The following is a 26,163-nucleotide window of genomic DNA, read 5'->3' as shown; positions in this document are numbered from 1 at the left end:
AGTTAACAAGCAAGCAGATCAGGATGAAGTACGATCTAATGCGTCTACATAATCTTTGGCTTCTTTAAGAGAAAGGTTTCTGGCTTCACGAAGATTTTTGATGGCCTTAATCTTATTGCCTTGTTGAATCATTAGGATCAATTCCTGATCCAGCTCTGACCACTCCGTTGGATGTTCGGACGAAGATGACTGGGTAGATGATGAAACAGGATAATTCAATGAGGAACGTGGCATTTGTTGCGTTATGCCAGCACCATTCTCAATGCGTTCCACATCCCGTTTAAGTTCATTCAGTTGGCTTTGCAGACTGATTACTCTGGTGAGTAGTATTACAATTAGAAGTAATACAACGATTAAAATAATGGTGTTGATTTCCATGATGTAGAGTGCCTCTCTTTCATTACGTGTGAATCATTTTATCATTTAAGTTGAACCGGGAGTTCCTTCAGTCCCCGAACAATCATGCCGGGTCTCCACTCCAGTTCAGTAACATCCGTCTGAAGCTGTATCTTAGGATAACGGGCTAGCAATGTACTGATGGCGATTTCGCCTTCCAGACGTGCCAGAGGCGCTCCAAGACAGAGATGAATGCCTTTACCAAAAGCGAGATGCTGGCTTTTCTCCCTTGTTATGTCGAAGATATCGGCATCCTTGAATTTTTCAGTATCCCGATTGGCAGAATCAAGCGCCACAATCACAAGCTCACCTTTGGCAATGTTCTGTCCACGGAATTCAACATCCTCCAGCGCCCATCGTGACGTACTGAATTCTACAGGGCCATTGTACCGCAGCATCTCTTCAACTGCGTTATGGATAAGCTCCGGCTTTTGAATCAGCAGATCTCGCTGCTCGGGGTGTTCGAGAAGGGCCAATACACCATTGCCAATCAAATTAACCGTGGTTTCATGGCCAGCAATAATAAGCAGGGAGACAACACCAAGTAATTCATTTTCAGTGAGTTGTTGTCCGGATTCCTCTGCGATCACAAGCTGGCTTATCAGGTCTTTACCTGGATTCTCGCGCACTTTGGCAAACCAGTCGGTCAGGTACTCGGTAAACTCCTTCGCATGCTGTTCAAACATCTCCGCGTGATCCGAACTTGATGCATCAATGATCGAATTGGACCATACGCGGAACTTGTCCTGATCCTCAACAGGTACACCCAGAATCTCACTAATGACAATAATCGGAAGTGGAAAGGCATACTCATCAATCAAATTCATTTTATCTCTGGAGCCTATTTTGTTCAGCAGATCATCGGCGATGTCCTGAATGTGGCTTCTCATATCCGCAACCAATTTGGGCGTGAACGCTTTCTGTACAAGTCCTCTCAGGCGGCGGTGATCCGGCGGGTCAGAAAATAGCATGTTATTCACAAAAACCGTTTGATTTTCGGGTCCATATCGTTTGGCTACATCCTTACTGAAGCGTTGATCCTTGAGTACTTCGACCGCATCCTCATACCGGGTTATAATCCATCCGAACTCGCCATGAGGAAACATGACCTTGAAAACAGGGTCTGTTTCTCTCAACTTTTCGTACACGGGGTAGGGGTTTTGAGTGAATTCCTTGGTAAAGAATGCCGTTTGTGACGTTTCATTCGTATTCAATTCAATTCTCTCCTCTCATCCAAGAGCTCAAATATGAAGTCCTTTGCTAAAAGGATCATATGTATGCTTCTGCGGCTTGATACCTAATGCCTGCACCCTCTATATATTCAATATGAAGATCGTAGAAACCTTGTTTTCATTGAAATCGGTTTTCCTGTAGAGGAGCCGAGAAGAAGACATAACCATGGAGAGGAAGATTTTATTGGAAGGAGAAGGAAAATTCAGACTGAAGAGAGAAGCAGTAGTGAATCAATACTAGTGAAAATTTCTAAGTAAGGAGCAATCTATCATGAATGAAACACGGCTTCCTCTGAATCGTCACCAAATTCCAGCGAGTCCGCTTGTATTAGGTTGTATGCGATTTGGAGGCGAGTGGGACGGACTTCCTATCACCGATGATCTAGTACATGAAGGTCACGAGGCAGTCGAGGCTGCTCTGGAGATCGGTATTAATCATTATGACCTGGCTGATATCTATACACGTGGCAAAGCAGAGCATGTATTTGGACGAATTCTGTCAGAGAAAAAGGGATTGCGAGATCAAATCATCATTCAATCCAAATGCGGCATACGTCTTGCCCTGGAAGACGAGGGTCCGCAGCGCTACGATACATCTGGTGCGCATATTCAAGCTAGTGTTGACGGTATTTTATCCCGGCTCGGCGTGGAGTACCTAGACATTCTGTTACTTCATCGTCCTGACCCTCTCGCACACCCTCAGGAGATTGGTGAAGCACTGGCGAAACTACATCAATCCGGAAAAGTCAGACATTTTGGTGTATCCAACATGGGTTCGGAACAGATTCGTCTGCTGCAGCTCAATAGTTCGGTGCCACTTATCGTGAACCAGCTCGAGATGAGTTTGGACAAAATCGGATTCGTGGAAGCGGGGGTTACCGTGAACCGTCCACAAGCCAAGGACCAAGTCTTCCCTTACGGTACGATGGAGTATTGTCAGGCCGAGAATATCCAGCTGCAGGCTTGGGGGCCACTTGCGCAAGGGAGATTTACGGGCAGGGTAGTCGAAGATCAGAGACCCGAGATTGAACATACCGTCCAGGTCGTGAATAAGGTTGCCAGGGAACGGGGCGTAACGGCTGAATCCATTGTACTCGCTTGGTTAATGAAACATCCCGCGGGCATTCAACCTGTGATTGGTTCAATTCGTCCGGAACGTATCCGAGCCTGCCGTGATGCTACCCGGATTGAACTAACACGACATGAATGGTATGAGCTATATTCAGCGTCCTGTGGAAGAAGAATGTAAGCAGGAAACATATGGATTCCCCATTAGCGGAAACATTTTCTCTTAAATGAGAACGAAACACAGGCCGGCGGTCTGTGTTTTTTTATTTGTCTTTTTATTGATAGATTCAATACGGGTATTAGTCGTCTAATGAATACATAAATGCGCTATATTCCATGTCCATAGACTTAGTTCAGAGTTCTGATAAGAGGGACGTTTCAACCATTTTTCCCGGTTTCTAAGGTGGTTCAGAAACCACTGTGATAAAATAAGAGGAATAAGAACATACGATCTGTTTTGTGGAAGGAGATTAAGGATAACGATGGAAATGCTTAAGCCGCCGGCTGAGACATTATATGAGACTGAATTACGCGCACTTCGGGAGGAAGACAAGGGGAAACGGCCCCCCAACTGGTTATTATCCCCCGCATATGTGCGAGATTTCATTATTGGCAGGGACAAACCCGCCATGTTGGATGGAGAAGCCATTCCGATTACTCGTAAATTCTATGGGAATGACGTCTTAATTGAACGTGCGGTGGTAACGCTGGCGGGCAATCGCGGCTTAATGCTGGTGGGAGAACCGGGAACGGCGAAGACGATGCTCAGTGAGCTGCTGACAGCTGCGATCTCGGGAACCAGTCTGAACACCATTCAAGGTACGGCAGGCACAACGGAGGACATGATCAAGTATTCTTGGAATTATGCGATGCTGCTTGATAAAGGTCCATCGGAAGCGGCTCTTGTTCCAGCCCCGTTATACAGCGGCATGAAGAAAGGCATCATCACCCGTTTCGAAGAGATTACACGTTGTCCGGCTGAAGCGCAGGATAGTCTGATCAGTATTCTAAGCGACAAAGTCATGAGTATTCCTGAGCTCGATGGTGGCGTGCTGTTTGCCAAGCCGGGGTTTAACGTTATTGCTACAGCGAATATTCGTGATAAGGGTGTTAACGAGATGAGTGGTGCGCTGAAACGCCGTTTCAACTTCGAAACGATCAAGCCGATCAGCAGTGTGAAGATGGAAGCGAAAATTATTGAATCCCAGGCACGAAGCCTTTTATTACATAGTGATATTGATATTGAAATTAATCCGGATGTGGTCGAGCTTCTTGCGACGACATTCATGGAGCTGCGTACCGGAATAAGCCGCGAGGGATACAAGCTGGACACGCCCCAAGCTTCCATGAGTACTGCAGAAGCCGTTTCCGTATACGTACAGAGTGCAATGACTTCATATTATTACGAGGATAAGGGAATTGCATTGGATCGCCTGGTTCAGAACATGCTTGGAACCATTGCCAAAGAAAATGACAAGGATCTGTCCGTTCTCAAAGCCTACTTCTCCAAGGTTGTGAAGGAGCGCTCCAAAGAAGAGGGAATTTGGAAGGACTATTACGAGGAGAAAAAATGGATCGGGTAGCGCCACAAGTGGAGCCGGATGTTACCCAGTTACAACCCCTCTTTGAGTCTCAGGTGTATAACCTGAATAATGGTACGGTTTATTTTCCTATAAGGCACCATAGCCCGGTTTGCTCTTATCATTTGTTGCAATTGATTGAGGAATACAAGCCGGACAGTATTCTGATCGAAGGACCCGAGAGCGGGAATCCATTTCTCTCCGTGTTGGCTGATGAAGCAACGATCCCTCCAGTCAGTTTGTATTATACCTATGAGAGCGAGGATGACCGCGCGGCGTGTTATTATCCGATGCTGCGTTATTCCCCAGAATATGTAGCGTTACGGGAGGCATCGAGGCTTGGCATTCCTGCACAGTTCATTGATCTCGATTACTATCATTTCGCCAACAAGGAGAAAGCGGAACAGCATGAAATATCTGTTCAGGATGAAACGCTGCTGGCCAGTTCGGATTTTATCAACCGTTTGTGTCAAAAAATGAACTGCCGCAGCTTCGACGAGCTATGGGAGAAAGTGTTTGAGATCGGTGGCTTGGAGAAATCCACACAGGAATTTGTAAAGGATGTGTTCACTTATTGTACGTTATCTCGTATGTGTTACACAGCTGATCGGTTACACCGTTCCGGTGACCTTGCGAGAGAAGAACACATGCGAAGCTGCATACGTGAGGCTTCCTTGAAATATGATCGCGTGCTCGTCATTACAGGTGGATTCCATACGTACGGGCTACTGGGCTTGGAAACAGACTTGGCTTCGCAGAAGTCTTCAGAGAAGCCTGGGAAGAAGAATATAAGCTCTGAAACCAGGAATTCGGTGCATCAGCAGATGTATCCCATGGTGTACACCTTTGCAGAAGCGGACCGTCTGAATGGTTACGCGAGTGGAATGCCATATGTGAATTACTACGACATGATATGGAGCGAGCTGCTCCGCAAGAAAAGTACCGCATACAACGTAACGGCAGTAAATCTGCTGTCCAAGCTTACACGTGCACTCCGTAAGGGCCATGAGCACGTATCGACCAGTGACGCGATTGAGGCATACAGCATGGTTCAGGGGCTTGCAGCGCTTCGGGATAAAAAAGAAGGCGGAGTCTATGAACTGATGGACGCGGCAACATCTTCCTTTGTCAAAGGTGAGCTTACACTGGCTACAGAAAAACCGCTGCAAGAGCTCCAGCTTCTTCTGACCGGAGATGCCATAGGAAGTGTGGCCCCCAATTCATTCAACATTCCGATTGTTGAGGATTTCAAAGCCCGCTGTGCGGTATCGAAGCTGCAGATTCGTACGACTGGTCAGCACAAGAAGGTCCTTGATCTATATGCCAAACCAGGGCATCGGCAGCTTAGTCAATTGTTCCAATGCATTACCTATCTGGTTCCCGAATTCGCGAAACGTCAATCCGGACCAGACTGGATTGCCCAGCGAGATATGAATTTGGTCAGGGAAACCTGGGTCTATACCTATTCATCAAGGATTGAAGCAAGATTAATCGAAAATTCACTCTATGGTGGTACCATTCAGGAAGCGGCAACCCGAAAAATGGCAGAACACATGCAGGATATTCCGGATCATCATAGCGGTGAGCTTGCTAGATCCATGCTCCAGGCTCTGCTTATGGGTTTACAGGATACAGCAGCGCAATTGTATGATCAGGTCCGCTCAGCACTGAGGAAAGATGGAAATTTCCTATCCCTATGCGGGAGTCTGCACATTCTGGACCGAATTCACCAGCACCGAAGATTACTTGGATTGTCGGATGACAGCCATCTTCCCGAGCTGGTTGCCGAAGCCTACAATAACGCAGTGGACAAATTGCTTCAGCTCGCGAGAACGAATCCTGATGAGCATCAGCCTGTTATACAGGGGCTGAAGCTGCTCGCGATGCTGGCGGAATCTTCCGAAGAACGTTACCGCGATGAAACCTTCAGAGCTCATCTGAATGAGCTGCTGGCAGATCACAACCTTCCGGCTCAACTCGAAGGTGTATGCCTGGCCATTTCCTCGGGACTTGGTGATCGGTCAAGGGAAGAGATCGTTGATCGTGCTCGGGGATACATTCGCGGAACGCCGGATCAAATGCGGCAGACAGCGCTGTATTTACAGGGCGTGTTTTCCGTGGCACGAGACGCATTTTTATATGAAGATCAGCTGTTATCCGAGCTGAATTACATGATAGAGCAGCTGGATCATGATGAATTTATGTTGATGATCCCGGAACTAAGGCTTGCATTCACCTACTTTACACCTATGGAGACAACACTGATTGCGGATCGGGTTGCGAAGCTGCATCAGGTTCAATCTGAAGAGATGGCGATACCGGGGATCGACGAACACACACTGATTCAGGTGAAATCCTGGGATGAAGCCATCCGGAAGGAGTTTGAGACATGGAAGCTGATCTGAACAGAGGGGAGAGAACTCCTGATCCCCTGAAGTCCCTTCCTGATTCCAATCAGGCTGAAACGCTGAACCGATGGCGATTGATCTTGGGAGAATCTGCTGAAGAAGGGTTATCGAATACGGATGCATACGACGCGGAGCATTTCAAGTATACCGAAATCGATGAAATTCTGGGTTACCTCTACAATCGGGAATATGGCGAAGAACAGGGATACCGAAAAGAAGGAGGACGAGGCACCTCTAATCTTACGGTTCCAAACTGGTTGCATAAGGTCAGGGAATTATTCCCCAAGCCAACCGTGGAGCTGCTGGAGAAACAGGCACTGGATCGTTATGGTCTAACGGAGCTGTTAACTGACAAAAAACTGCTTGAGTCTCTCGAACCCAACATGAACCTGCTGAAAAACATCATGCAATTCAAAGGACGAATGAAAGGGGACGTCCTGCGGAGTGCGAAGGAGATCGTACGGACTGTAGTTGAGGACCTTCAGCGTAAACTGGAGTCCCAGACCAGAGCCAGCATCATGGGAAAACGCAGCCGTTACACACCAAGTTCCGTAAAGTCCCTGCGTAATCTTAATTTCAAACGAACCATTACCAAGAATCTGAAAAATGTTGATCGAACTAACCGCAGGTTGGTGATTGATCGTCTTTATTTCGACGGTAATATCCAGCCGCATAATAAATGGAACGTCATCATTGCTGTTGACGAGAGCGGCAGCATGATGGACTCGGTCATTTACAGCTCAGTAATGGCTAGTATCTTCTATCGGTTGAATGCGCTGCGCACCCACTTGTTTATATTTGATACCCAGGTTGTCGATCTAAGTGACAGGTTGGATGATCCGGTTGACGTGCTCATGAGTGTACAGCTCGGCGGAGGCACTCATATTACCAAGGCTCTGCGTTATGGTGAGACCTTGATTGATAATCCTGGCAAAACGATCTACATCCTTGTAAGTGATCTGGAAGAGGGATATCCGATCCAACAAATGTATAAAGCGTGTAAGGATATTATAGATGCCGGTTGTAAACTGCTTGTGCTCACTGCACTCGATTTTAATGGGGATACCGTCTATAACAAACATGCCGCACAAACCTTAACCAATATGGGAGCGCATGTCGCCGCAATTACCCCTAACGAGCTCGCAGACTGGATCGGCGAGATTATCACGTAATGAGTTAATAACAAGGTTTTTCACTCAAAATTTAAGGAGGAATGTGTAATGCTTACTACAGATCGCGCTGTTGAGGCGTTAGTTGAGAAGTTTGCTGAGATGTGCTCGAAGGATTACTCCCTAAAAACAGATCGGAGTCAGGAAATCATTGATTATGTGCTGGGAAACACGGACAAGTTTCCCGAAATGATAGGGAATTCCAGCCATTATGTCTACTATACAATTGATGCGCTCATGAAGCTTGCCAAGAAAGATGATGGAGATATATTTTTCCGGGCAGGGGCTATTGTCATTCACCTGGAATCCCACTACTCCAGACGCAATTCGTGGGCTACTGATGGCTTCACCATATGTCTCGGCAATGACTCTGAAGCCTACGGCTTGAGTGGAAAGAGCAAAAGCCCAGATCGGATCGGTGGTCTGCTGTCCCGATTGGAGAAAATACGTCAGTTTGCCGGAGAAAAAGAAATTGTAGATGAGCTCAAAAGCAGGCTAAGCCGTGTACAGGTATTTGTTGAGTCCAAAAAAGGCAACGGATATGGTAACCATGAGCGGGAAATTATCGACGCCTTGCTTCTCCTGAAACTGTATTCCAAGCTGAACGGAGTTCCTTCACAGGCAGCACAGTTGCAATTACTAAGCAATCACCTGCCTGAGTTACTTCAACTGGTCGTTGCTGATGATGCAGGGCAGCTCCGCCCGGCGTTACATAAGCTTATTGAGCCACTGGTTGTGTGCTCCATGCAGAGCCGATCTAATCGGTCAGTGCATGATCTGAAACCGGAATTTCTTCAGCAAAAACGAAATCGCCTGATGGAAGAGCTCTATCCGGACACTTCATTGAATAAAAAAGAACAATTGTCTCAGAATGTGTTCCATCAGACCATGATCTTGATAAGCAGCTCGTTGTTGTATCTGATCAATGTCCATGGCGGGAAGGACCGGTTCCTCGAGAACAAAGGCGAAACAGGTCAAGCTCTATTGGAGGCAATTACTCAGCTGCATGAAATCTATCCGTTTGAGACGCGCATGTATCTGATGAGCATGGATTCCAGAGCCAAAAATGCCGACGGGCTGCTCGCTGGGCTGCTTCCTCTGGATGAACCATACCAACTGATCGAGCTTATGAATAACGAATTGAATATGTATACGATATCATGGCAGTCAATTCAGTCGGCCATTATGAGTGATCCGGAACAATCCATACGAGCTTATCATATACTCAAAACCCCTTACCTCAAGTTGGTTATCCAAAAGATTTTGGAAGATCACGGTAGAGAAATCCCTGATGCGGACGGTACGCTTGAACAAGCCGTCTATGCAGTACTCCGGGAGCCATTAGATGGTGGTCGCAGTGGTCTTGCCATCGCACGGTATCTCGAAGGTCAGACATCATTTGAAGATTACTGGAAAGACTCCAACAGCCGCAGTCTGTTTAACAATCTGAATCGTGACAAAAAACGTATTCAGACTCTGATTGCCATCAGCTTCCTGCCAGTGGATTCAGAGGCAATGCGCCGGTTTGTAATTCTGGCTACCTATCCGGACTGGACGCTGGATATCGTCTCAGATATGTATCGCTCCTACGCTTTCAGCGGAGAGAAGCTTCTGCAGCATTATGGGCAAGATCCGGAGGTACTGCAGGATAAGCTGTTGACCAGTCTGATCTCGCTAAACGGTATGACGGATTACAGGTACAAAGCAATGCCTCAGGATGAGTACCGCCGGATTATTCAGCAAAATCTCGACTATGCTCTGGGACAGTATAAAAAGCTCCCAACGGACACACGTATTTTAATTTTGGAGATTACCTTCGAGGAGCGAAGTGAACTCAAGACGGAGAAACTGGCCGAGGCGATTCGCGCGGGACTGCAGGATTCATCCAAAAAAGCCAACAGTCTCGCATTATCCGAATTCAATCGTGTACCTGATCCGGAACTGTTTACAACGATCTATCGTTCAGAGAAAAAAGCAAGCGTGAAAGAAATGGCGCTAAGCGCCATACGCAGCCTGGATCATAATAAAGAGCTATATCGTGAGCTTCTCGAGGGTGAGAAGTCGGCGGAATGGAAGAACTTGATTCAAATTCTGCTGGATACCGCAGATCAAAGCCCGGAATATGCCCATGCTGCACTTGCTGATCAGGCGGATGCCAAAAAGCTGGCTAGATTTAGTTGGTTATCCCTGAAGGACTTGCCTTCTCTTATTCGTTCCGAAGACAATCAACCTTTGGATGATCGAATCAAGCAATATATTCTGGTCCAATCGGTAGATCATACATCTGCACCGAACGAAAGGCTGAATGAACTGCGGGAGTATGTAGACGGAGAATCGTTATCTCGATTCGCGACTGAGCTGCTCCAGTTATGGATTCAGGACGGTGCACCTGCGAAGGAGAAATGGGTGATGTATATCTCTGCGCTCTTTGGCAGTGTGCAAATCGTTCACATTCTGACGCCTCAGATCAAGGAATGGACCGAAAACAGCCGTGGAGCTATTGCGGCAGATGCTGTGAAAGTACTCGCTTACCTGAAAGAGCCATCTGCTCTCATGGCCATTGATAAAATTAAACGCAGCGTCAAGAACCGTCAGGTGAAAGGCGCGGCAGAAGAAGCGCTGCAGCTTGCGGCCGACAACTTGGGACTTACACCGGAACAGTTAGAAGACCGGCTTGTAACTACGCTTGGTTTTGACGAGTCAGGAACGATGAGGCTGAGTTACGGTGAGCGTTCATTCCTCATTAAAGTGAATGGGGATTTGCAGGTCGTCGTTCTGAACGAAGAAACGGGTAAAACAGTGAAAAGCTTGCCCGCACCAGCACAGAAGGATGATGCAGAGCTCGCTGCGCAATCCAAAGCACGTTTTACGCAGCTGAAGAAAGATCTCAAAACAATGGTGGGCATTCAGGCACAGCGCCTGGAGGAATCATTGTCCAAGCAGCGTCTGTGGTCCGCTGAAGAGTGGAAAGCACTCTTTGTTGAAAATGTGATCATGCAAAAATTCGCTGTAGGTTTGATCTGGGGCACATATGAAGATGGTCAGCTGAATAGCACATTCCGCTACATGGAAGATGGCACCTTTAATACTGTGGATGAGGATGAATATGAGCTGCCTCTGAATATACAGGTAGGACTCATACACCCTCTTGAACTTGAAGCATCCACCCTGGACGGCTGGAAAACACAGCTCGAAGACTACGAAGTGAAGCAGCCTTTCGAGCAGCTTAACCGAGAAATTCACCTGCCTGAGGAAGAAGACACCAAGCTTGAGGAGTACTCCCGACTTCCGGAATCGGAATTTTCACCGACCGCTTTCCCAAAAGCACTGGAGAAATTCGGTTGGATCAAAGGGCCGGCAATGGACGGCGGCTGGTATCATGAATTTTACAAGGAGTACGATGAATACGTAGCTGAACTGCGTTTCAGCGGTACCAGTATTACGTATTATGAGGGGATGGACGATATTACGTTGGAATCTCTCCATTTCTTCAGACCGGAGAACAAGAGAAATTATTACTACAGCAATAACAAAAGCATTGCTCTGGGTCAGATTCCGGGACGCGTCTTCAGTGAAACGCTCTACGATATCCTAAGAGCGTCGGGGCGTTGATTGCGTGAGTGAATTTGAACATAAATTCAGGACATTTTCCAAATTGTGCACGGAAGACTACCTCATAAGGCATGCAAATAAGGGATTGTACAAGAGGTCTTTGAAAGAAATAGATAACGATGTGAGTGTGGAATACACGTGGAATGAATCTTCAGTCAGCTGTCAGTTGAGTGATGGAACTCTCTGTACGCTGGAAAGTACGCTCGATCACTGGGATTGCTCCTGTCCGTCAGAGCACATCTGCAAACATGTTCTGATCTCGATTCTGTATTATCAGCGTGAATATCAGACGGATGAAAATGCTGCGGGGCAAGATATTCAGGCCGAGACAGTTCCATTAACTGAAGCGACTGACAATAACTCGAATTCCAGTTCGATTGCTATGGATGCAAAGGAGTTAACACCGGGTGATGAATCCCGTTTCCGCTGGATGACAGAGTCTGACCTGTCTACGTTAATCCAATCGTATAGCTCCTCGATGATTGAAGAGGTTTGGTTCCGGTTGAAGTATCCCGAGCAGATCGAAGTTCTGGAAGATTCCCTTCTTACCGTGCGACTTGTAAGACAAAACATCGAGGTTTCATTCACTCAGGAACCCAGTCTCGCAAAGGCGCTGTGTAAGGTTAAACAAACGGCTGGAAATATGGCGAAGCTGGAAGCCTTGCTTCGATATCGCAGACAACAACATGTGGACGATGAGAATGTCTTGAGTGGACGAGTATATGATACCAAGTTCTCCATTCAAACCGTCCGTGAATGCCGGAGCATGCTTGCCGATCTGTTAAAAACGGGGCTTGCCAGGCTGCCACAGTCCTATATGGCCCAGCTGGAGACACTCGCTGTAGCTGCGCATAGTGGTAACCTCCCTGATGTTGAACGAAGTTTACGGGGAATTCAGGGTGAATTAGAGCTATTTTTCAATCGACATATTCGTTTCTCCATGCATACCATGCTTGATCGGGTGTCCAAGTTGTATCTCGCATTGCAGGTCTTGGAGCTAGAGCGTACTTCAGCTTATATGCAGAGCCAGCTTATTGGCAGTTTTCGCAGTAAGTATTACACAGTTCCGCAGCTACATCTGTATGGTTTAGGAGCAGATGCATGGGAAACCAGGTCCGGTTACCGGGGCATTACGTATTATTTCTACTGTTTTGAAGACGAAGAAATATACACGTACAGTGATGTGCGAGCTGTTTACTATGACGACAATTCATTTTCCTACGCAGAGCATTATGGGGCGTTTACGCCTTGGCACACCAACGTGACCTTCCGTCAATTTGCCGGGGAGGAGCTGCAGTTCCAAACGGTAAAAGTGAACAACGACCGCAGGCTCTCTTCAGGGGAGGGTGCGAAGCTGGAACTTATGACGCGAACGAAAGTGGAAGATGTGAATCTGGGTAAATACTTGCAGAATGTTCCTTCTCTACTTCTTGAGGATTCAAGGACATTTGAGCTATTTACCAATCCGAAGGAGCGTTTTGCCATTCTTCGGGTTGCCCGGATCGTAGATCACAGCTTTGACAAACGAACTCAACAACTTATCCTTTCCATTGAAACGGAAGAAGGGGAACTGCTTCCTCTGACGCTTCCTTACTCCATGGACTGGCACATGATGATCCAGCGTCTCGAGTCAGGATACGGAGCCGCCTCGCTCGAACACTTTTATGCTTTTGTTCGAGTTGAACAGAGCAAATTTTACCCGATCAGCTTTTTGAAGGGTCAACGGGTAATCAGCCTGAAATTGGATATAGGCTATGGAAGGACGGGTAGACTTGGAAGACTATAGTCAGTTCATGCAGCAGATCGGCGGCTGGGCAGAAGAATTGCTACTGCGCGGAATATCCCAATTTACCATGAAGGATGTAGGCGTGTTAGAACAGTTTCTAGTGGAGATCAAACGGTTTCAACTGACATTCCTTGAGGAAATTGTAGGGCTATTGATTGCGGAAGGACGCAGCCTGGCTCTTGGTAATAGCAACGAGGAGCTTCTGCTGAACCATTATTGCCGCTTAACCCAGTATGTACAACTAAGCATTCAGGAAACATCCTGAAGCATTGCGAAAGATTTGCAGAAGCGAGTGCCTCTGCAAATCTTTTTTTATGGAGAGAGCATTACTTGGTTTACTTCACTGGATTTATACAACTCCGTATACCAAACACCTTGTTGCTCACGATTCAGTAGTAATATTCGCTTAGATGTCATATCCCGGTTTATGACGCATACCATTAGGCGAATGCGGTCATAAGGGAGGAAACAGACATGTCGATGAGCGAGCCACTGTTAACTCAAATCGTAAAACAACAACTTCCGGCCGGCGCTAATGTCGTCACTATACTTAAACCTGTGGAACATCCAGCCATCTACGCGGCAGATCTGACCGGAGACGGTATGCCGGAGATCGCTGCGGTATATAAACTGGATGGAGAATTAACCTTGTTGATTTTGAAATTTGTGCAAGGACAATGGACGAAGATGTCGGTCACCAAAGGACTGGGGTATAACGCAACCTTGCTGACAGCTGCACCTGTAACATCCACGGCAAGAAACAATCTTATTGTCGGATGGCAGCTCGGTTCCATCTGGTCCAAACTTGCTGTATATGAATGGACAGAAGCAGGGTTAACGGACGTAGCACCAGCTGATCTATATTTCAGTCATGCCGAGATTATTGATATGCCCGGTCAGCATGGAAGAGATGGGAAAGTGGAGATAGCCCTTTGGACACATGATACCGGGGAGGCTTATCAGGTTGATATTATCCGGTGGCAAAATGGGAAATGGGTACCTGCCACAGACGTATACATGTATTACTTTCCCAAGGTTGTGCAGTACTACGAACAATTAACTCATCATTATCCGGACTACACCTTTTACTGGTATTATCTTGCCGACGCGCAGTATCGCGCCGGGTTATTACCGGCTGCTCTGATTTCAGTTCAGAAAGCGCTAAGTTTCAACGAGCCTTACCCATCGCGGGAAGCGCTGCTTGAATTGGAGAAGCAGATTAAACAAAGTATGGGAGGTAGTCATGTACGTGAAATCACCTGGTTATTCCCCATTTCGGTAAGAACGATCCAGGGAACCCGGTGGGGCTATATGGATGCACAGGGTCGGATCCGGCTGGAACCCGTACTTGATGACGCTCGTGATTTTCAGCCGAATGGCCTGGCTGTAGTTGTGAAAGATGGCAAGGCTGGTGTGATTAATCTGAATGGCCAGTATGTTGTTCAGCCTGTATATGATTCCATTAATTCATTCGAAGAAGATCGGGCAATTGTGATTGACGCTCAAGGCTTTAAAATGATCGATGAACAAGGTCATGTGCTCACGAAACGGGCTTATCCCTTTATCGCAAATATGAAGGATGGGCGAGCGCTTTTCTATGATACTTCCGGAGGTCAGGCAGGTGGAGATGTCAGTCGTTACGGCTACCTGGACGCTGCTGGCAATGAGGTGATCCGAGCACAATTCGTCTCAGCCTACGATTTCAGCAACGGAAAAGCCGTTGTTCAGATCAAAGACAATGAGTTCGCACTCATAGATCGTAATGGAAACCGACTGGCGACATACCCTTACGCGTATGTAGGACCGCTAGGAGACGGTTTACTTGCTTTCCAGAAGGAGACACCCGGAAAATACGGATATATCGATGAACGAGGTCAGGTCCGAATTGAACCTGAATTTACTGCAGCACTTCCTTTCAATGGTGGGCACGCGATTGTGAATACAGCAGAGGACTATAAATCCACTTATGGTGTCATTAACACGCAAGGAGCTTTTGTCATTCAACCGGCTTACAATGATATCCGAGATTTAGGGGAGCAGCGTTTTGCGTTGGGGCAGGCAATCGATCCGGAGCAACCTTTCATTGGCTCATTGTATGCGATTGCAGATGCTAATGGCAGGAGACTTACAGAGTTTATTTACCGGGATGTAGGCGATTACAAAGGGGGGCTCGCTTCTGCATCGGATGGAAGACAGACGGTTCTGCTTGACCTGAGCGGACGCCCAGCACCAGGATATCCCCGTGTAGAAGGTTCCGGTACACTTGAAGTCGTAGCGCCCGATTTGATCAAAGCAAACGTTGATCAGCGTCTTTTGTATGTCAATCGAGCCGGACAGATCATCTGGCGGCAAAATACGATCGTTCCCCTTCAGCCACCTTACCGTGTTCGTGAAGAGAAGTATAAACCCAATATCGATTATCTGGTTTATTATCCGCAGGTGGAAGGTTTAACTGACCAGGCCGCACAACTGGCACTTAATTTGAAATTGAGGAACTTGTCTCAAGTCAAACCGATTCCTCCAGACCAAAAGCTGGATTACAGCTACACAGGGGATTTTGATATTACATTTTATCAGCAACAGCTGCTTCAGCTGCAGCTTACGGGATATAACTATCCATTTGGTGCTGCACACGGTATGCCTACGATGATCTATGCCATTATTAATCTAAGCAGCGGGCAGCTGTATGAATTAAAGGACTTGTTTAAGCCGAATAGTGACTACGTGAAAGTATTAAGCCAGATCGTAGGAGATCAGATCAAAAATGATCCTCAGTATTCATATGTATTTCCGGATACCTATGAAGGAATTAGTCCGGATCAGCCATTTTTTGTGACGGCAGACGCGCTGCATCTGTATTTCAATCCTTATGAGATCGCTCCCTATGCAGCTGGATTTCCGACGTTTACAATTCCTTTTGTGCAGATTAGGGATATCATTAATACCGAGGGTTCGTTCTGGAAAGCGTTCCATATGTAATTTTAAATTCATAGCGTATATATGTGAGGCCATATGCTAATTATGGCTTCTTTTTTATTTGATGATTTAAGGGAGCGTTTATTTATACTATCTGGAGATTTAAGCACATAGATTGAATTGATGTCCTGGTAAAGGAGTTTTATCAATTTGAACTAGTTTGGAGGAAACATCTTGTATAAAGCTGGTTTTTGGATAAGGCTCGGTGCAAGTATTTTGGATGGTATCATTATTGCGCTGCCGTTGATGGTTATCGCAGGGCTCATTACAGGAAACTTTGACAACGATGAACCTATAGCGAAAATATTAAGTGCATTATATTCCATTTTATTACCCGCTTTCTGGTATGGGAGAACCTTAGGAAAACGCATCTGCGGAATTCGAATTCAAAGATACGATACACATGAGCCCCCTGGAATTGTAACCATGCTGATGAGAGTAGTTGTTGCAGGACTTGTATATGGAATAACTTTTGGCATTGGTTTTATTGCAAGTGTCATCATGGTTGCTGTACGTGAAGACAAACGTGCCTTACATGATTTTATCGCAGGTACCGAAGTTGTCTGGGACTAAAAAATGAGAAAGCGAGCCCTGGCGTAATATATTCGTTATATTCCAATCCACTCATATTCACCCACGTTACAGACGATGAACAGTGTTCATCGTCTGTTTTTTTGTGCTGTCATAAGTACAGTCACAAACCCGCGCCAACACTGCAAATTAAAGGCATTGCAGATGATTATATAGAGAATTCGTCTATCGTTTTGGCTAAATGATCATTTGGTTCTGACGAAATCAAAATGTCATTTCATCTTTTGCGAATATCGCTACAATGCGCTCTCCCTTACTCTGAGGTAGAGCACAGACATTTCCAAAAGGTGGAGGATAAGGTCCATGAGAAGAAAAGTGTTATCTACGAGTTTGATGATTCTGTTATTAGGTACAACGATCCTGGGGTGTTCGTCCGGAGACAGTAAAACGGGCGATGCTGAAAAAGGGACACCAAGCGGATCAACGGAAGCAACAACCTATCCAATTCAAACGGATAAGACGCTTACGTACTGGGGTGAAATTAACGGAAACTTGATCGGGGTCAAAAATTCGCACAGCGAAATTCCATTCTTTCAAAAATGGCAGGAAAAAACCGGCGTGCCACTCAAATTCACGGCACCACCGACAGGTCAGGTCAGAGAATCTTTTAACGTAATGCTGGCATCCGGGGATTTGCCAGACATGCTGGAGTACAATTTTATTGGAGATTTCCCTGGTGGACCGGAGAAAGCCATCAATGATGGTTACATCCTCAAGCTGAATGATCTAATTGACCAGTATGCTCCGAATCTGAAGAAATACCTGCAGGACAATCCGGACATCGACAAGATGGTCAAAACGGACAGTGGCAGCTATTATGTATTCCCGTTCATTCGGGGAGATGAGTACCTTCGTGTCTTCCAGGGTCCAATCATTCGTAAGGATTGGCTGGATGAGCTGGGACTACCGGTTCCGGAAACGATTGATGAGTGGACTACAACCCTGAGAGCTTTTAAAGAGAAAAAAGGCGCATCCGCTCCGTTCTCTGTTGTAAGTAAGCCTCGATTCTTTAACGATTCCGGTAATGGTGCTTTCCTTGGCGCCTTCGGTGTAAACCGCGGATTCTATCAGGAAGACGGACAGATCAAATTTGGTCCTGCGGAAGAAGGCTTTAAAGAATACTTGACGTTATTCCAGGAATGGTACAAAGAAGGTTTGATTGATAAAAACATCTCAACAGCGGATACCAAATCCGTTGACGGTAACCTCGCTTCGGGTGCTACGGGCGCTAGTGTCGGTAACGCAGGCGGAGGTATCGGCAAATGGCAGCCGCTCGTAGAAGCAAATGATCCGGATGCCGTTCTGGTCGCCGCACCATATCCAGTGCTAAAAAAAGGGGATATTCCTAAATTCGGCCAGCTTAACCAGGGATATGCCTCGGAAGGTACGGTTGCCATCACAACAGCAGCCAAGGACCCGGAACTTGCCGTTCGCATGCTGGATTACGGTTACAGTGAGGAAGGGCACATGTTCTTCAACTTTGGTGAAGAGGGTGTCAGCTATAACTTGGAAGGAGATTATCCGAAATTCACGGATTTGCTGCTGAAGAATCCGGATAAACTCGCTCCTGCACAAGCGATTTCACTATATGCCCGCAGCAGCTATAACGGTCCATTCGTTCAAGACAAACGTTATGCCGAGCAGTTCTTTGCATTACAGACTCAGCGTGATGCCATTGATGTATGGAAGAATACACAGGCTGCCAAATATAATCTGCCTTCAATCACACCTACACCTGAAGAAAGCTCCGAATACGCGACCATCATGAACGATATCAACACCCTCGTTGATGAGATGACCATCAAGATCATTCTGGGTAACGAACCAGTGGATCAATTCGAGAGCTATGTCGCGAAAATGAAATCGTTACATCTGGATCGAGCGATTGAAATCCAGACAGCAGCACTCGAACGCTACAACAACCGGTAATTGTAAAAGGGGAGGGCTCTAGCCCTCCCGATTGAAAAGAGGTGAAAAGGTACATCATGAGCAATCGTCAATCCTTTAGAAGCCGGTTCGTGCGGGACTTCATGATGAACAAATATTTATACATCATGATGATTCCCGTTATTGGATATTATTTAATATTTCATTACGGTCCGATGTACGGCGCAATTATTGCCTTTAAAGATTATTCTCCGATGAAGGGCATTTTGGGGAGTGATTGGGTTGGGCTGAAACACTTTGAAGAGTTTTTCAACAGTTATTATTTCTTGCGTGTTCTGAAGAACACCCTTCTTATCAGTTTGTACACACTGGTCTTTGAATTCCCCGCACCGATTATTCTGGCGCTGCTAATTAACGAAGTACGCAAGCGCACGTTCAAGCGGGTCGTTCAGACGATAACGTATATGCCTTATTTCATCTCTCTCGTCGTCATATGCGGTATTATTACAGACTTCACGAACGCGGATGGTCTAATCAACCGCCTGATCATGATGCTTGGATATGACGGTCAGGCGATGCTGCAAAAGCCGGAGCTGTTCCGTCCGATCTATGTTCTGTCTGAAATATGGCAGCGGATCGGTTGGGAATCCATTATCTATATTGCTGCGTTGATGAGCATCGACCTGGAGCAGTATGAAGCGGCTAAGATAGACGGAGCAAGCCGTCTCAAGCAAATGTTTCACATTACGCTACCCGGATTGCTGCCTATTATTACGATCATGTTCATTCTCCGGATGGGTAATATGCTGAATGTCGGGTTTGAGAAAATCATTCTCCTTTATAATCCGGTGACCTATGAAACGGCTGACGTAATCTCCTCCTTCGTATATCGAAAGGGATTGTTGGAGTTCGGATGGAGTTACAGCTCGGCAGTTGGTCTATTTAACTCGGTGATCAATCTCGTTCTTCTGATTTCGGCGAACTATATCAGCCGCAGAGTGAGTCAAAACAGCTTATGGTGAGGTGGTAACTTTGATAAAGGAAAGCGGTTGGTTTGACCGAATCTTTACAATCTTCAATTATACGTTTCTAATCCTGCTCGTCATCGTCACATTGTATCCGCTGCTCTACGTGTTATTCGCATCCTTAAGTGACTCGGCGCAGCTGTTAGCAAACAAAGGTCTCCTGTGGAAGCCGGTCGGCTTTAGTCTGGAAGCGTACAAGAGTGTACTTGCCAATCCAGGTATAGCCACAGGTTTCCGTAATACATTGTTTATTCTTGTGTTCGGCGTTATCGTCAACCTGTTCATGACTGCGCTTGGTGCATATGTGCTATCCCGTAAAAACGTGATGTGGAACAAGGTGTTCATGTTCTTTATCGTGTTCACGATGTTCTTTGGCGGCGGGTTGATTCCACTGTACCTGGTCGTAAAAGGCGTTGGCCTGTTAGATACATTGTGGTCGACCATTTTGCCTTTTGCCATCAGCACGTTTAACCTGATTATCATGCGAACGTCATTTATGGGCATACCGGACAGCCTGGAAGAGTCGGCCAAGATTGATGGAGCCAATCACTTCACCATTTTGTTCCGTATTGTTATTCCGTTGTCCATGCCAGTAATTGCCGTGATGATTCTGTATTACGCGGTCGATAAGTGGAACGGGTGGTTCTATGCATCTGTATTTATCAAAAGCCGAGAACTGTTCCCATTGCAATTGGTGCTGCGTGAGATTCTGATCGCCAATTCTACAGAGAGCATGTCAGCCGGTGCATCGGCTGGGGATCGTTTCCAGATCGGGGAAACCATCAAGTATGCAACGATTATGGTAGCGACGATACCAATCCTGTGCATCTATCCGTTTTTGCAGCGCTTTTTCGTGAAAGGTGTCATGGTTGGTTCATTGAAAGGTTAGATTAGAGAATTAAAGAACGGTAAGGAGGTATGAGGTTACATGAGCGTATTAAATGAAGTGAACAAGGAAGTATGGGATCAGATTAAAAGTAAAGCCGATCAGATGCTTGCTGCCATAGGTGAAAAGTCTCCGCATGTCGCTGGAGCAAATGGCATCTATGACGACATGAGAATCGATTGGTGGACCTCGGGGTTCTGGCCGGGCATATTATGGATTGTGTACGATATGACGGGTGATGAGAAATATAAAGAGGCTGCATGGAATTGGGATGAGAGACTATCGGAACGTTTTTTAGAAAACAACTACTTTGATCACGATGTGGGCTTTCATTTCCTGCCTACGGCTGTCATCAAATACAAGCTCACCGGAGATGCCGATGCCGCAAGGCGTGCCTTATTTGCCGCCAACTTCCTGGCTGGCCGCTTCAATACCAAAGGCAGCTTCATCCGGGCTTGGAATGGAGATATGCTGGGCTGGTCGATCATCGATACCATGATGAACCTGTCCTTGCTTTTCTGGGCATCTGAGGAAAGTGGAGATCCTCGTTTCAGTCATATCGCCAAAGCTCATGCGGATATGGTCATGAAGCAATTTGTGCGGGAAGATGGTTCTGTGCATCACATCATTCGATTCGATCCCGAGACAGGTGAACGGGCAGAAGCGATAGGGGGTCAGGGAGCGGCGCCGGATTCGGCATGGAGTCGGGGAGCGGCGTGGGCTTTATATGGATTAACGAATACGTATCGGTATACAGAGGACCCGGCATATCTGGATGCTGCACAGCGTGTGGCGAACTTCTTCATTTCCAGCCTGCCTCAGGATAGCGTTCCACATTGGGATTTCCGTGCTGAGCCCGAAGAAAGGGAGCAGATCCCACGAGACAGCTCCGCTGGTGCCATTGCTGCTTCCGGATTGCTTGAGCTTGTAGATGTACTTCCTGATCCGGAAGGCAGACTCTATGCTACCGTTGCCAAACGTATCCTGAGTTCCCTGCGGGATCATTATGGAACATGGGATCTTCCTGAGCACGAAGGTATGCTTCTCGAGGGAACCGGTCATAAACCGGCAGGTCAGAACGTAAACGTCTCCCTCATTTACGGTGACTATTTCTACGTCGAGGCGAGTGCCAAATTAAACGGTTGGAAGCATCGTATTTTCTAAAAAATGTATAAGAATATTTAAAAACATTCTCCACTTGATACCGAATGCCCGATAGACGAAAGTAGTCTATTCGGGCTATTTGTGCTTGATTTGACGGGGGAAATCGGTGGTTGCTATCCTTTTTGTCAATCGAATTGAACTTTTTATCTATATCCCAATCGCGCTCTGACCGTTATAATAAATTCCTGATCCAAACATCGATAATCTACGAAGAGTTGGGTGATGAGTTGTTGCTAAACATTCGATATTTGTGGCAAAAACGAGAAAGCATAATTGTGACCTGGCTTGTCTCTTACAGTGCTGTTTTGATTGTGCCGATTCTGATCAGTTTGGTTATTTACATGCAAGCAAATGAGACATTGAAGAGTGAAATACATCGGGCCAACGATTCTTTATTGAAGCAGATGCGATATACGATCGATACACAAGTTGATCTGATGAAGCGGTTAAACATGGAGATGACGTGGAGCCCAAATCTACAAACGCTGATGTATTCCAATCAGCCGGCCAAAGAGGCGCCGTATACGGCATACCAACTGGTAAAGGAACTCCGTCTCTATAAAACATCCTACGCATCCATCGATGAATTCTACGTCGTGTGGAAAAAAGATCAATCCATTCTCCGTTCAGGTAATATTCGGGATATGCGAACGGCATTTCATACTATACATAACACAGGTGCAATGTCTTTCGAAACGTGGCGGGATCAGATTCTGGGTACAGAGACGAATCAATTCGTCATACTGCCACATCAGAATGCAGCTCCGGCGGAGTCTTCCATTGCATACATTACACGCCTGCCTGATGATTTGAATGGTCAGGAGACCGGTACGGTTGTTGTCATGGCGGATACGCGAAGATTCCAGGAAGCAATTGAGAGCATTTCAGGTTTTAGTGATGCCACGCTGTTGATTCTGAATCAGTATAACGAGATTCTGATGAGCAATCATCCCGGGTCAGAGGAATTGAAGCCATTCATGAATGGCAATCAGGTTCAGTTGGATAACGCGAAGGTAGGCAAGTCGGAGATGTTCTACATGGACTCTGCGGTATCCGATCTGAAGTACGCATTGATTATTCCCAGCAGCCTGTATTGGGAAAAGGCAGTATATGTCCGCAATTTTACGTATATCAGCATCGTGGTGAGTCTCATTAGTGCGGGTGTACTGACCTGGTTCTTCATGCGCCGGAATTACTCTCCAATCCAGCAGCTCGTGGAATCACTCAAAGACAAAAATTCGCAGAACGAACCCGCTGATCGGAACGAACTTCGATTTATTCAGAAGGTCATTATGAACACACGATCAGAAAAGAATGAGATTGCTCAGCAGCTGCAGAAACATCAGCAGGTGCTGCGCTCCAATATGATTAATCGGCTTCTCAAAGGCAAACAGGATACGCTCGTGCCCTATGAAGATGCATTCCGTTCCTTTCATATGCCGCTGTATTCAAGTGAATTTGCTGTTATCTTATTTGTTATTGAGAATGAAGAGAATCTCTATGGAAAACTGCCGGGTATTGATATCAACGAACGAAACAAGTTAATCCATCTCATTATTTCCAATGTGGTTGAAGAACTGGCTTCAGAGTGTCAGCACGTCGGATATGTGGCAGAAGTCGATGATATGATGGTCTGCCTTGTAAATATGAAAGCGGATTCTTCGGATTGGAACCAGGATCTTCATCACATTGCGGCAGATGCGCAGCGATTCCTGGAACGTTATGATATGGAATTGACGATCTCCATCAGTGGACGCCATACGTCATGGATTGGTATCGCCGAAGCATACCAAGAAGCTGTAGACGCGATGGAATACAAAATGGTGCTTGGCAAAAAAGGTATCATTACCTATGGCGATGTCCGCAGCGATGCGATGGCGGATGACCCGTTTGGCTACTACTATCCGCTTCAGGTGGAACAGCAGCTTCTTAATTTCATCAAAGCGGGAGATACCGACCAAGCCAGCGCTTATATGAACGAGATTACAGAGCGAAATTTTGATAAACCGATTATGTCGCTCACACTTGCACGTTGCCTGATTTTTAACCTTGTAGGTACAATGATCAAGGCTATCAATGATCTGGGAGACAGGGATAACCATACGCTAACCCAATACCCGCATCGGATTGAGGACATTATTGCTGGGGATACCATTCAGGAGATGCAGGAGGCATTGCAGAACTTGCTTGAGGAGGTATGTTCCTATGCCGCTGACAAACGCGCAACGAATGTATCACAAGAACGTGAGGATTCCCTGCGTCATCTCAGTACCCAAGTCACGCAGTATATTGAGAATAACTATACAGACGTGAATTTGAACGTCAACGCCATTGGTGAACATTTTGAGCTGAAGGGCAGTTACTTGTCCAAACTCTTCAAGAATCAGACTGGTGAGGGTCTGCTGGACTGCATTCATAAGTGCCGTATCCGACAGGCTAAAGAAATGATTGAACATAAACAGGAATCCATTACAGAAATATCCCGAATGGTCGGGTATAACGATGCAGCAACTTTCATCCGGGTATTCAAGAAATACGAAGGCATTACGCCAGGTAAATATAAAGAAATCAGTTGATTGATTTGAAAGGAGACCGGAACATGAACGTAAAGAGGAAGTTGGCATTCATAGCAAAGTTGACAGGATTCATCCTACTGCTTGGCATGCTGACTGCTTGCGATCAGAACGGGACAGATTCGGATGCCAAGCTGGATGAACGTTCCGGCTCATCAGATTACCAGACCGTCTCAATTGCTTCACCCAATGACGATGGGAAATTAACCTACTGGGCAGAATTGAATGGCAATGCAGCGAGCATTAAGTCCAGCTTCAATGAAGTTCCTTTTTTTCAGGAGTGGCAGCGGAGAACCGGAGTCAACCTTCAATTCATCCGGCCTCCCGCCAATCAGGCCAAAGAAGCGATTAATGTGCTGCTTACGTCCGGAGAACTGCCGGATATGATTGAATACGAGTGGAGCAATTATCCCGGTGGGCCGGAGAAAGCGATCAAAGATGGATATATTCTGCGATTAAACGATGTTATTGATCAATACGCACCTCATCTGAAACAGTACCTGACCGAGCATCCAGACATTGATATGCAGATTCGCACAGCGAACGGAAGTTATTACGCGTTTCCTTTTATTCAAGGAGATGATAAGCTGCGAACCTATCAAGGCCCGATTATCCGGAAGGACTGGCTGGATGAACTTGGACTTGATGTGCCAACCACGATTGACGAATGGCATACGATACTTCAGGCATTTAAGGACAAAAAGGGAGCTGACGCCCCGCTTACTTTTCTAGGTGTTCCGAATCCGTTGTTCGGTATTGAAGGTGGCGGTTTTATTGGCGCTTTTGGCATTAAAAAGGGGTTCTACGTGGACGATGGCCAAATTAAGTTTGGGGCACAAGAACCTGAATATAAGGCGTTCCTATCCTTATTTCGTGAATGGTATGCGGAGGGTCTCATTGACAAGAATCTGGCTGCCGTCGATTCGGAGACTCAGGATACAAACATGACCACAGGACGCAGCGGCGCGAGTATCTGGAATGCAGGGGCGGGAATTGGTACATGGCTACCCATCTTGCAGGAGACGGATCCCCAAGCAAAGCTTGTGCCAGCGCCATATCCTGTCATGAACAAAGGAGATCGCCCGAAATTTGGTCAACTTGCTCCCGCTATCGGTTCCAGTGGAGTCGCCATATCCAGCAACAGTCATCATGTAGAAGAAGCAGCACGGATGTTGGACTACGGGTATGGGCCTGAGGGACATTTGCTGTTCAACTTTGGTATTGAAGGTGTTAGTTTTAAGATGAAGGACGGGTATCCGACGTATACCGAGACTATTTTGAAAAACCCTGATAAGTGGTCGCCAGCACAAGCGCTTGCGATGTACACGAGAGCGAGTTATTTCGGTCCATTTGTCCAGGATACGCGATATATGGAACAATATTATATTTTACCGGAACAGAAAGAGGCGGTGCAGTTATGGTCCAGCACGGATGCTGTTCTGCATCAGGTACCAACCCTGCCCAAAACCGAGAAAGAAAGCACGGAGATGTCAGTCATCATGCAAGAAGTGAACAAAGTGGTGGACGAGATGTCGCTTAAAATCATTTTTGGCATTGAGCCGATAGATGCTTTCGATACGTATGTCGAGCAAATTAAGTCATTACAGATTGATCGTGCGATTGAGATTCAACAGCAGGCGTTAGAGCGATATAATCGCGCTGTATCCTCTAAATAAATCCTTATATTGTATAAAGTGGGCATTGAAGTGTCGTTTTTGTTCATGTAATTTCGTTCCCTCGTGCTCTACAATCGGTTATGACATGCTGAGTTAGCATGCACATGATTCTTGTTTGAGCAGGATCGGAGGTG

17 protein-coding genes are annotated in these 26,163 nt (G+C 46.4%); 15 read left to right on the top strand and 2 right to left on the bottom strand.

Annotated features, from left to right (window positions below; all coding sequences use genetic code 11):
- Positions 1 to 18 precede the first annotated feature (18 nt).
- Positions 19 to 378 carry a ribosomal protein L7/L12 gene (locus tag ABIC22_RS24265; protein ID WP_354484412.1) on the bottom strand — a complete coding sequence of 120 codons (360 nt, stop codon included), beginning with the start codon at positions 376 to 378 and terminating at the stop codon, positions 19 to 21.
- Between the two features lie 41 nt (positions 379 to 419).
- Positions 420 to 1,610 carry a cytochrome P450 family protein gene (locus tag ABIC22_RS24260; protein WP_154894285.1) on the bottom strand — a complete coding sequence of 397 codons (1,191 nt, stop codon included), beginning with the start codon at positions 1,608 to 1,610 and terminating at the stop codon, positions 420 to 422.
- Between the two features lie 289 nt (positions 1,611 to 1,899).
- Here ABIC22_RS24260 and ABIC22_RS24255 point away from each other — a divergent pair, with 289 nt between their 5' ends.
- The 15 genes from ABIC22_RS24255 to ABIC22_RS24185 all read left to right on the top strand — a co-directional run bounded on the left by ABIC22_RS24255 (position 1,900) and on the right by ABIC22_RS24185 (position 26,029).
- On the top strand, positions 1,900 to 2,877 hold the full coding sequence (locus ABIC22_RS24255; protein ID WP_354484410.1) for an aldo/keto reductase: 978 nt from the start codon (positions 1,900 to 1,902) through the stop codon (positions 2,875 to 2,877).
- Between the two features lie 301 nt (positions 2,878 to 3,178).
- Positions 3,179 to 4,279, top strand: coding sequence for an ATP-binding protein (locus ABIC22_RS24250; RefSeq protein ID WP_354484408.1), 1,101 nt, complete (start codon positions 3,179 to 3,181; stop codon positions 4,277 to 4,279).
- Positions 4,267 to 6,681, top strand: a complete 2,415-nt coding sequence (locus ABIC22_RS24245; protein WP_354484406.1) for a DUF5682 family protein — start codon at positions 4,267 to 4,269, stop codon at positions 6,679 to 6,681. Before ABIC22_RS24250 ends, ABIC22_RS24245 begins: the two co-directional genes overlap by 13 nt.
- Positions 6,666 to 7,856, top strand: a complete 1,191-nt coding sequence (locus ABIC22_RS24240) for a VWA domain-containing protein (protein WP_127540054.1) — start codon at positions 6,666 to 6,668, stop codon at positions 7,854 to 7,856. Before ABIC22_RS24245 ends, ABIC22_RS24240 begins: the two co-directional genes overlap by 16 nt.
- A 48-nt stretch (positions 7,857 to 7,904) precedes the next feature.
- Positions 7,905 to 11,465 (top strand): DUF4132 domain-containing protein, encoded by a 3,561-nt coding sequence (locus ABIC22_RS24235; RefSeq protein WP_354484404.1) that lies wholly within the window; start codon positions 7,905 to 7,907, stop codon positions 11,463 to 11,465.
- Positions 11,466 to 11,565: 100 nt separating this feature from the next.
- Entirely contained in the window at positions 11,566 to 13,251 is a 1,686-nt protein-coding gene (locus tag ABIC22_RS24230) for a hypothetical protein (protein ID WP_354484402.1), read from the top strand.
- Positions 13,238 to 13,516 (top strand): hypothetical protein, encoded by a 279-nt coding sequence (locus ABIC22_RS24225; RefSeq protein WP_354484400.1) that lies wholly within the window; start codon positions 13,238 to 13,240, stop codon positions 13,514 to 13,516. The genes ABIC22_RS24230 and ABIC22_RS24225 overlap by 14 nt, the downstream gene beginning before the upstream one ends.
- A gap of 209 nt (positions 13,517 to 13,725) precedes the next feature.
- Positions 13,726 to 16,230: a WG repeat-containing protein gene (locus tag ABIC22_RS24220; protein WP_354484399.1), complete on the top strand. Its 2,505-nt coding sequence runs from the start codon at positions 13,726 to 13,728 to the stop codon at positions 16,228 to 16,230.
- A 171-nt stretch (positions 16,231 to 16,401) separates the two neighbouring features.
- Positions 16,402 to 16,800, top strand: coding sequence for an RDD family protein (locus tag ABIC22_RS24215; protein WP_354484397.1), 399 nt, complete (start codon positions 16,402 to 16,404; stop codon positions 16,798 to 16,800).
- 321 nt (positions 16,801 to 17,121) lie between these two features.
- Positions 17,122 to 18,747 carry an extracellular solute-binding protein gene (locus tag ABIC22_RS24210; protein WP_354484395.1) on the top strand — a complete coding sequence of 542 codons (1,626 nt, stop codon included), beginning with the start codon at positions 17,122 to 17,124 and terminating at the stop codon, positions 18,745 to 18,747.
- 56 nt (positions 18,748 to 18,803) lie between these two features.
- On the top strand, positions 18,804 to 19,727 hold the full coding sequence (locus ABIC22_RS24205) for an ABC transporter permease (protein WP_072732961.1): 924 nt from the start codon (positions 18,804 to 18,806) through the stop codon (positions 19,725 to 19,727).
- 10 nt (positions 19,728 to 19,737) lie between these two features.
- On the top strand, positions 19,738 to 20,619 hold the full coding sequence (locus ABIC22_RS24200; protein WP_354484393.1) for a carbohydrate ABC transporter permease: 882 nt from the start codon (positions 19,738 to 19,740) through the stop codon (positions 20,617 to 20,619).
- Between the two features lie 39 nt (positions 20,620 to 20,658).
- Positions 20,659 to 21,780, top strand: coding sequence for a glycoside hydrolase family 88 protein (locus ABIC22_RS24195; protein WP_354484391.1), 1,122 nt, complete (start codon positions 20,659 to 20,661; stop codon positions 21,778 to 21,780).
- A 275-nt stretch (positions 21,781 to 22,055) separates the two neighbouring features.
- Complete coding sequence (locus ABIC22_RS24190; RefSeq protein WP_354484389.1) at positions 22,056 to 24,356, top strand: helix-turn-helix domain-containing protein; 2,301 nt, start codon at positions 22,056 to 22,058, stop codon at positions 24,354 to 24,356.
- 23 nt (positions 24,357 to 24,379) lie between these two features.
- The gene (locus ABIC22_RS24185; protein ID WP_354484387.1) at positions 24,380 to 26,029 is read left to right on the top strand and encodes an extracellular solute-binding protein; all 1,650 of its coding nucleotides are present in this window, start codon (positions 24,380 to 24,382) and stop codon (positions 26,027 to 26,029) included.
- Positions 26,030 to 26,163: the final 134 nt, after the last annotated feature.

This window comes from Paenibacillus sp. PvP094, from assembly GCF_040546835.1.
GTDB classification, from domain to species: domain Bacteria; phylum Bacillota; class Bacilli; order Paenibacillales; family Paenibacillaceae; genus Paenibacillus; species Paenibacillus illinoisensis.
The sequence above is the reverse complement of the archived record's forward strand: the minus strand, read 5'-3'. Positions and strand labels throughout refer to the sequence as shown.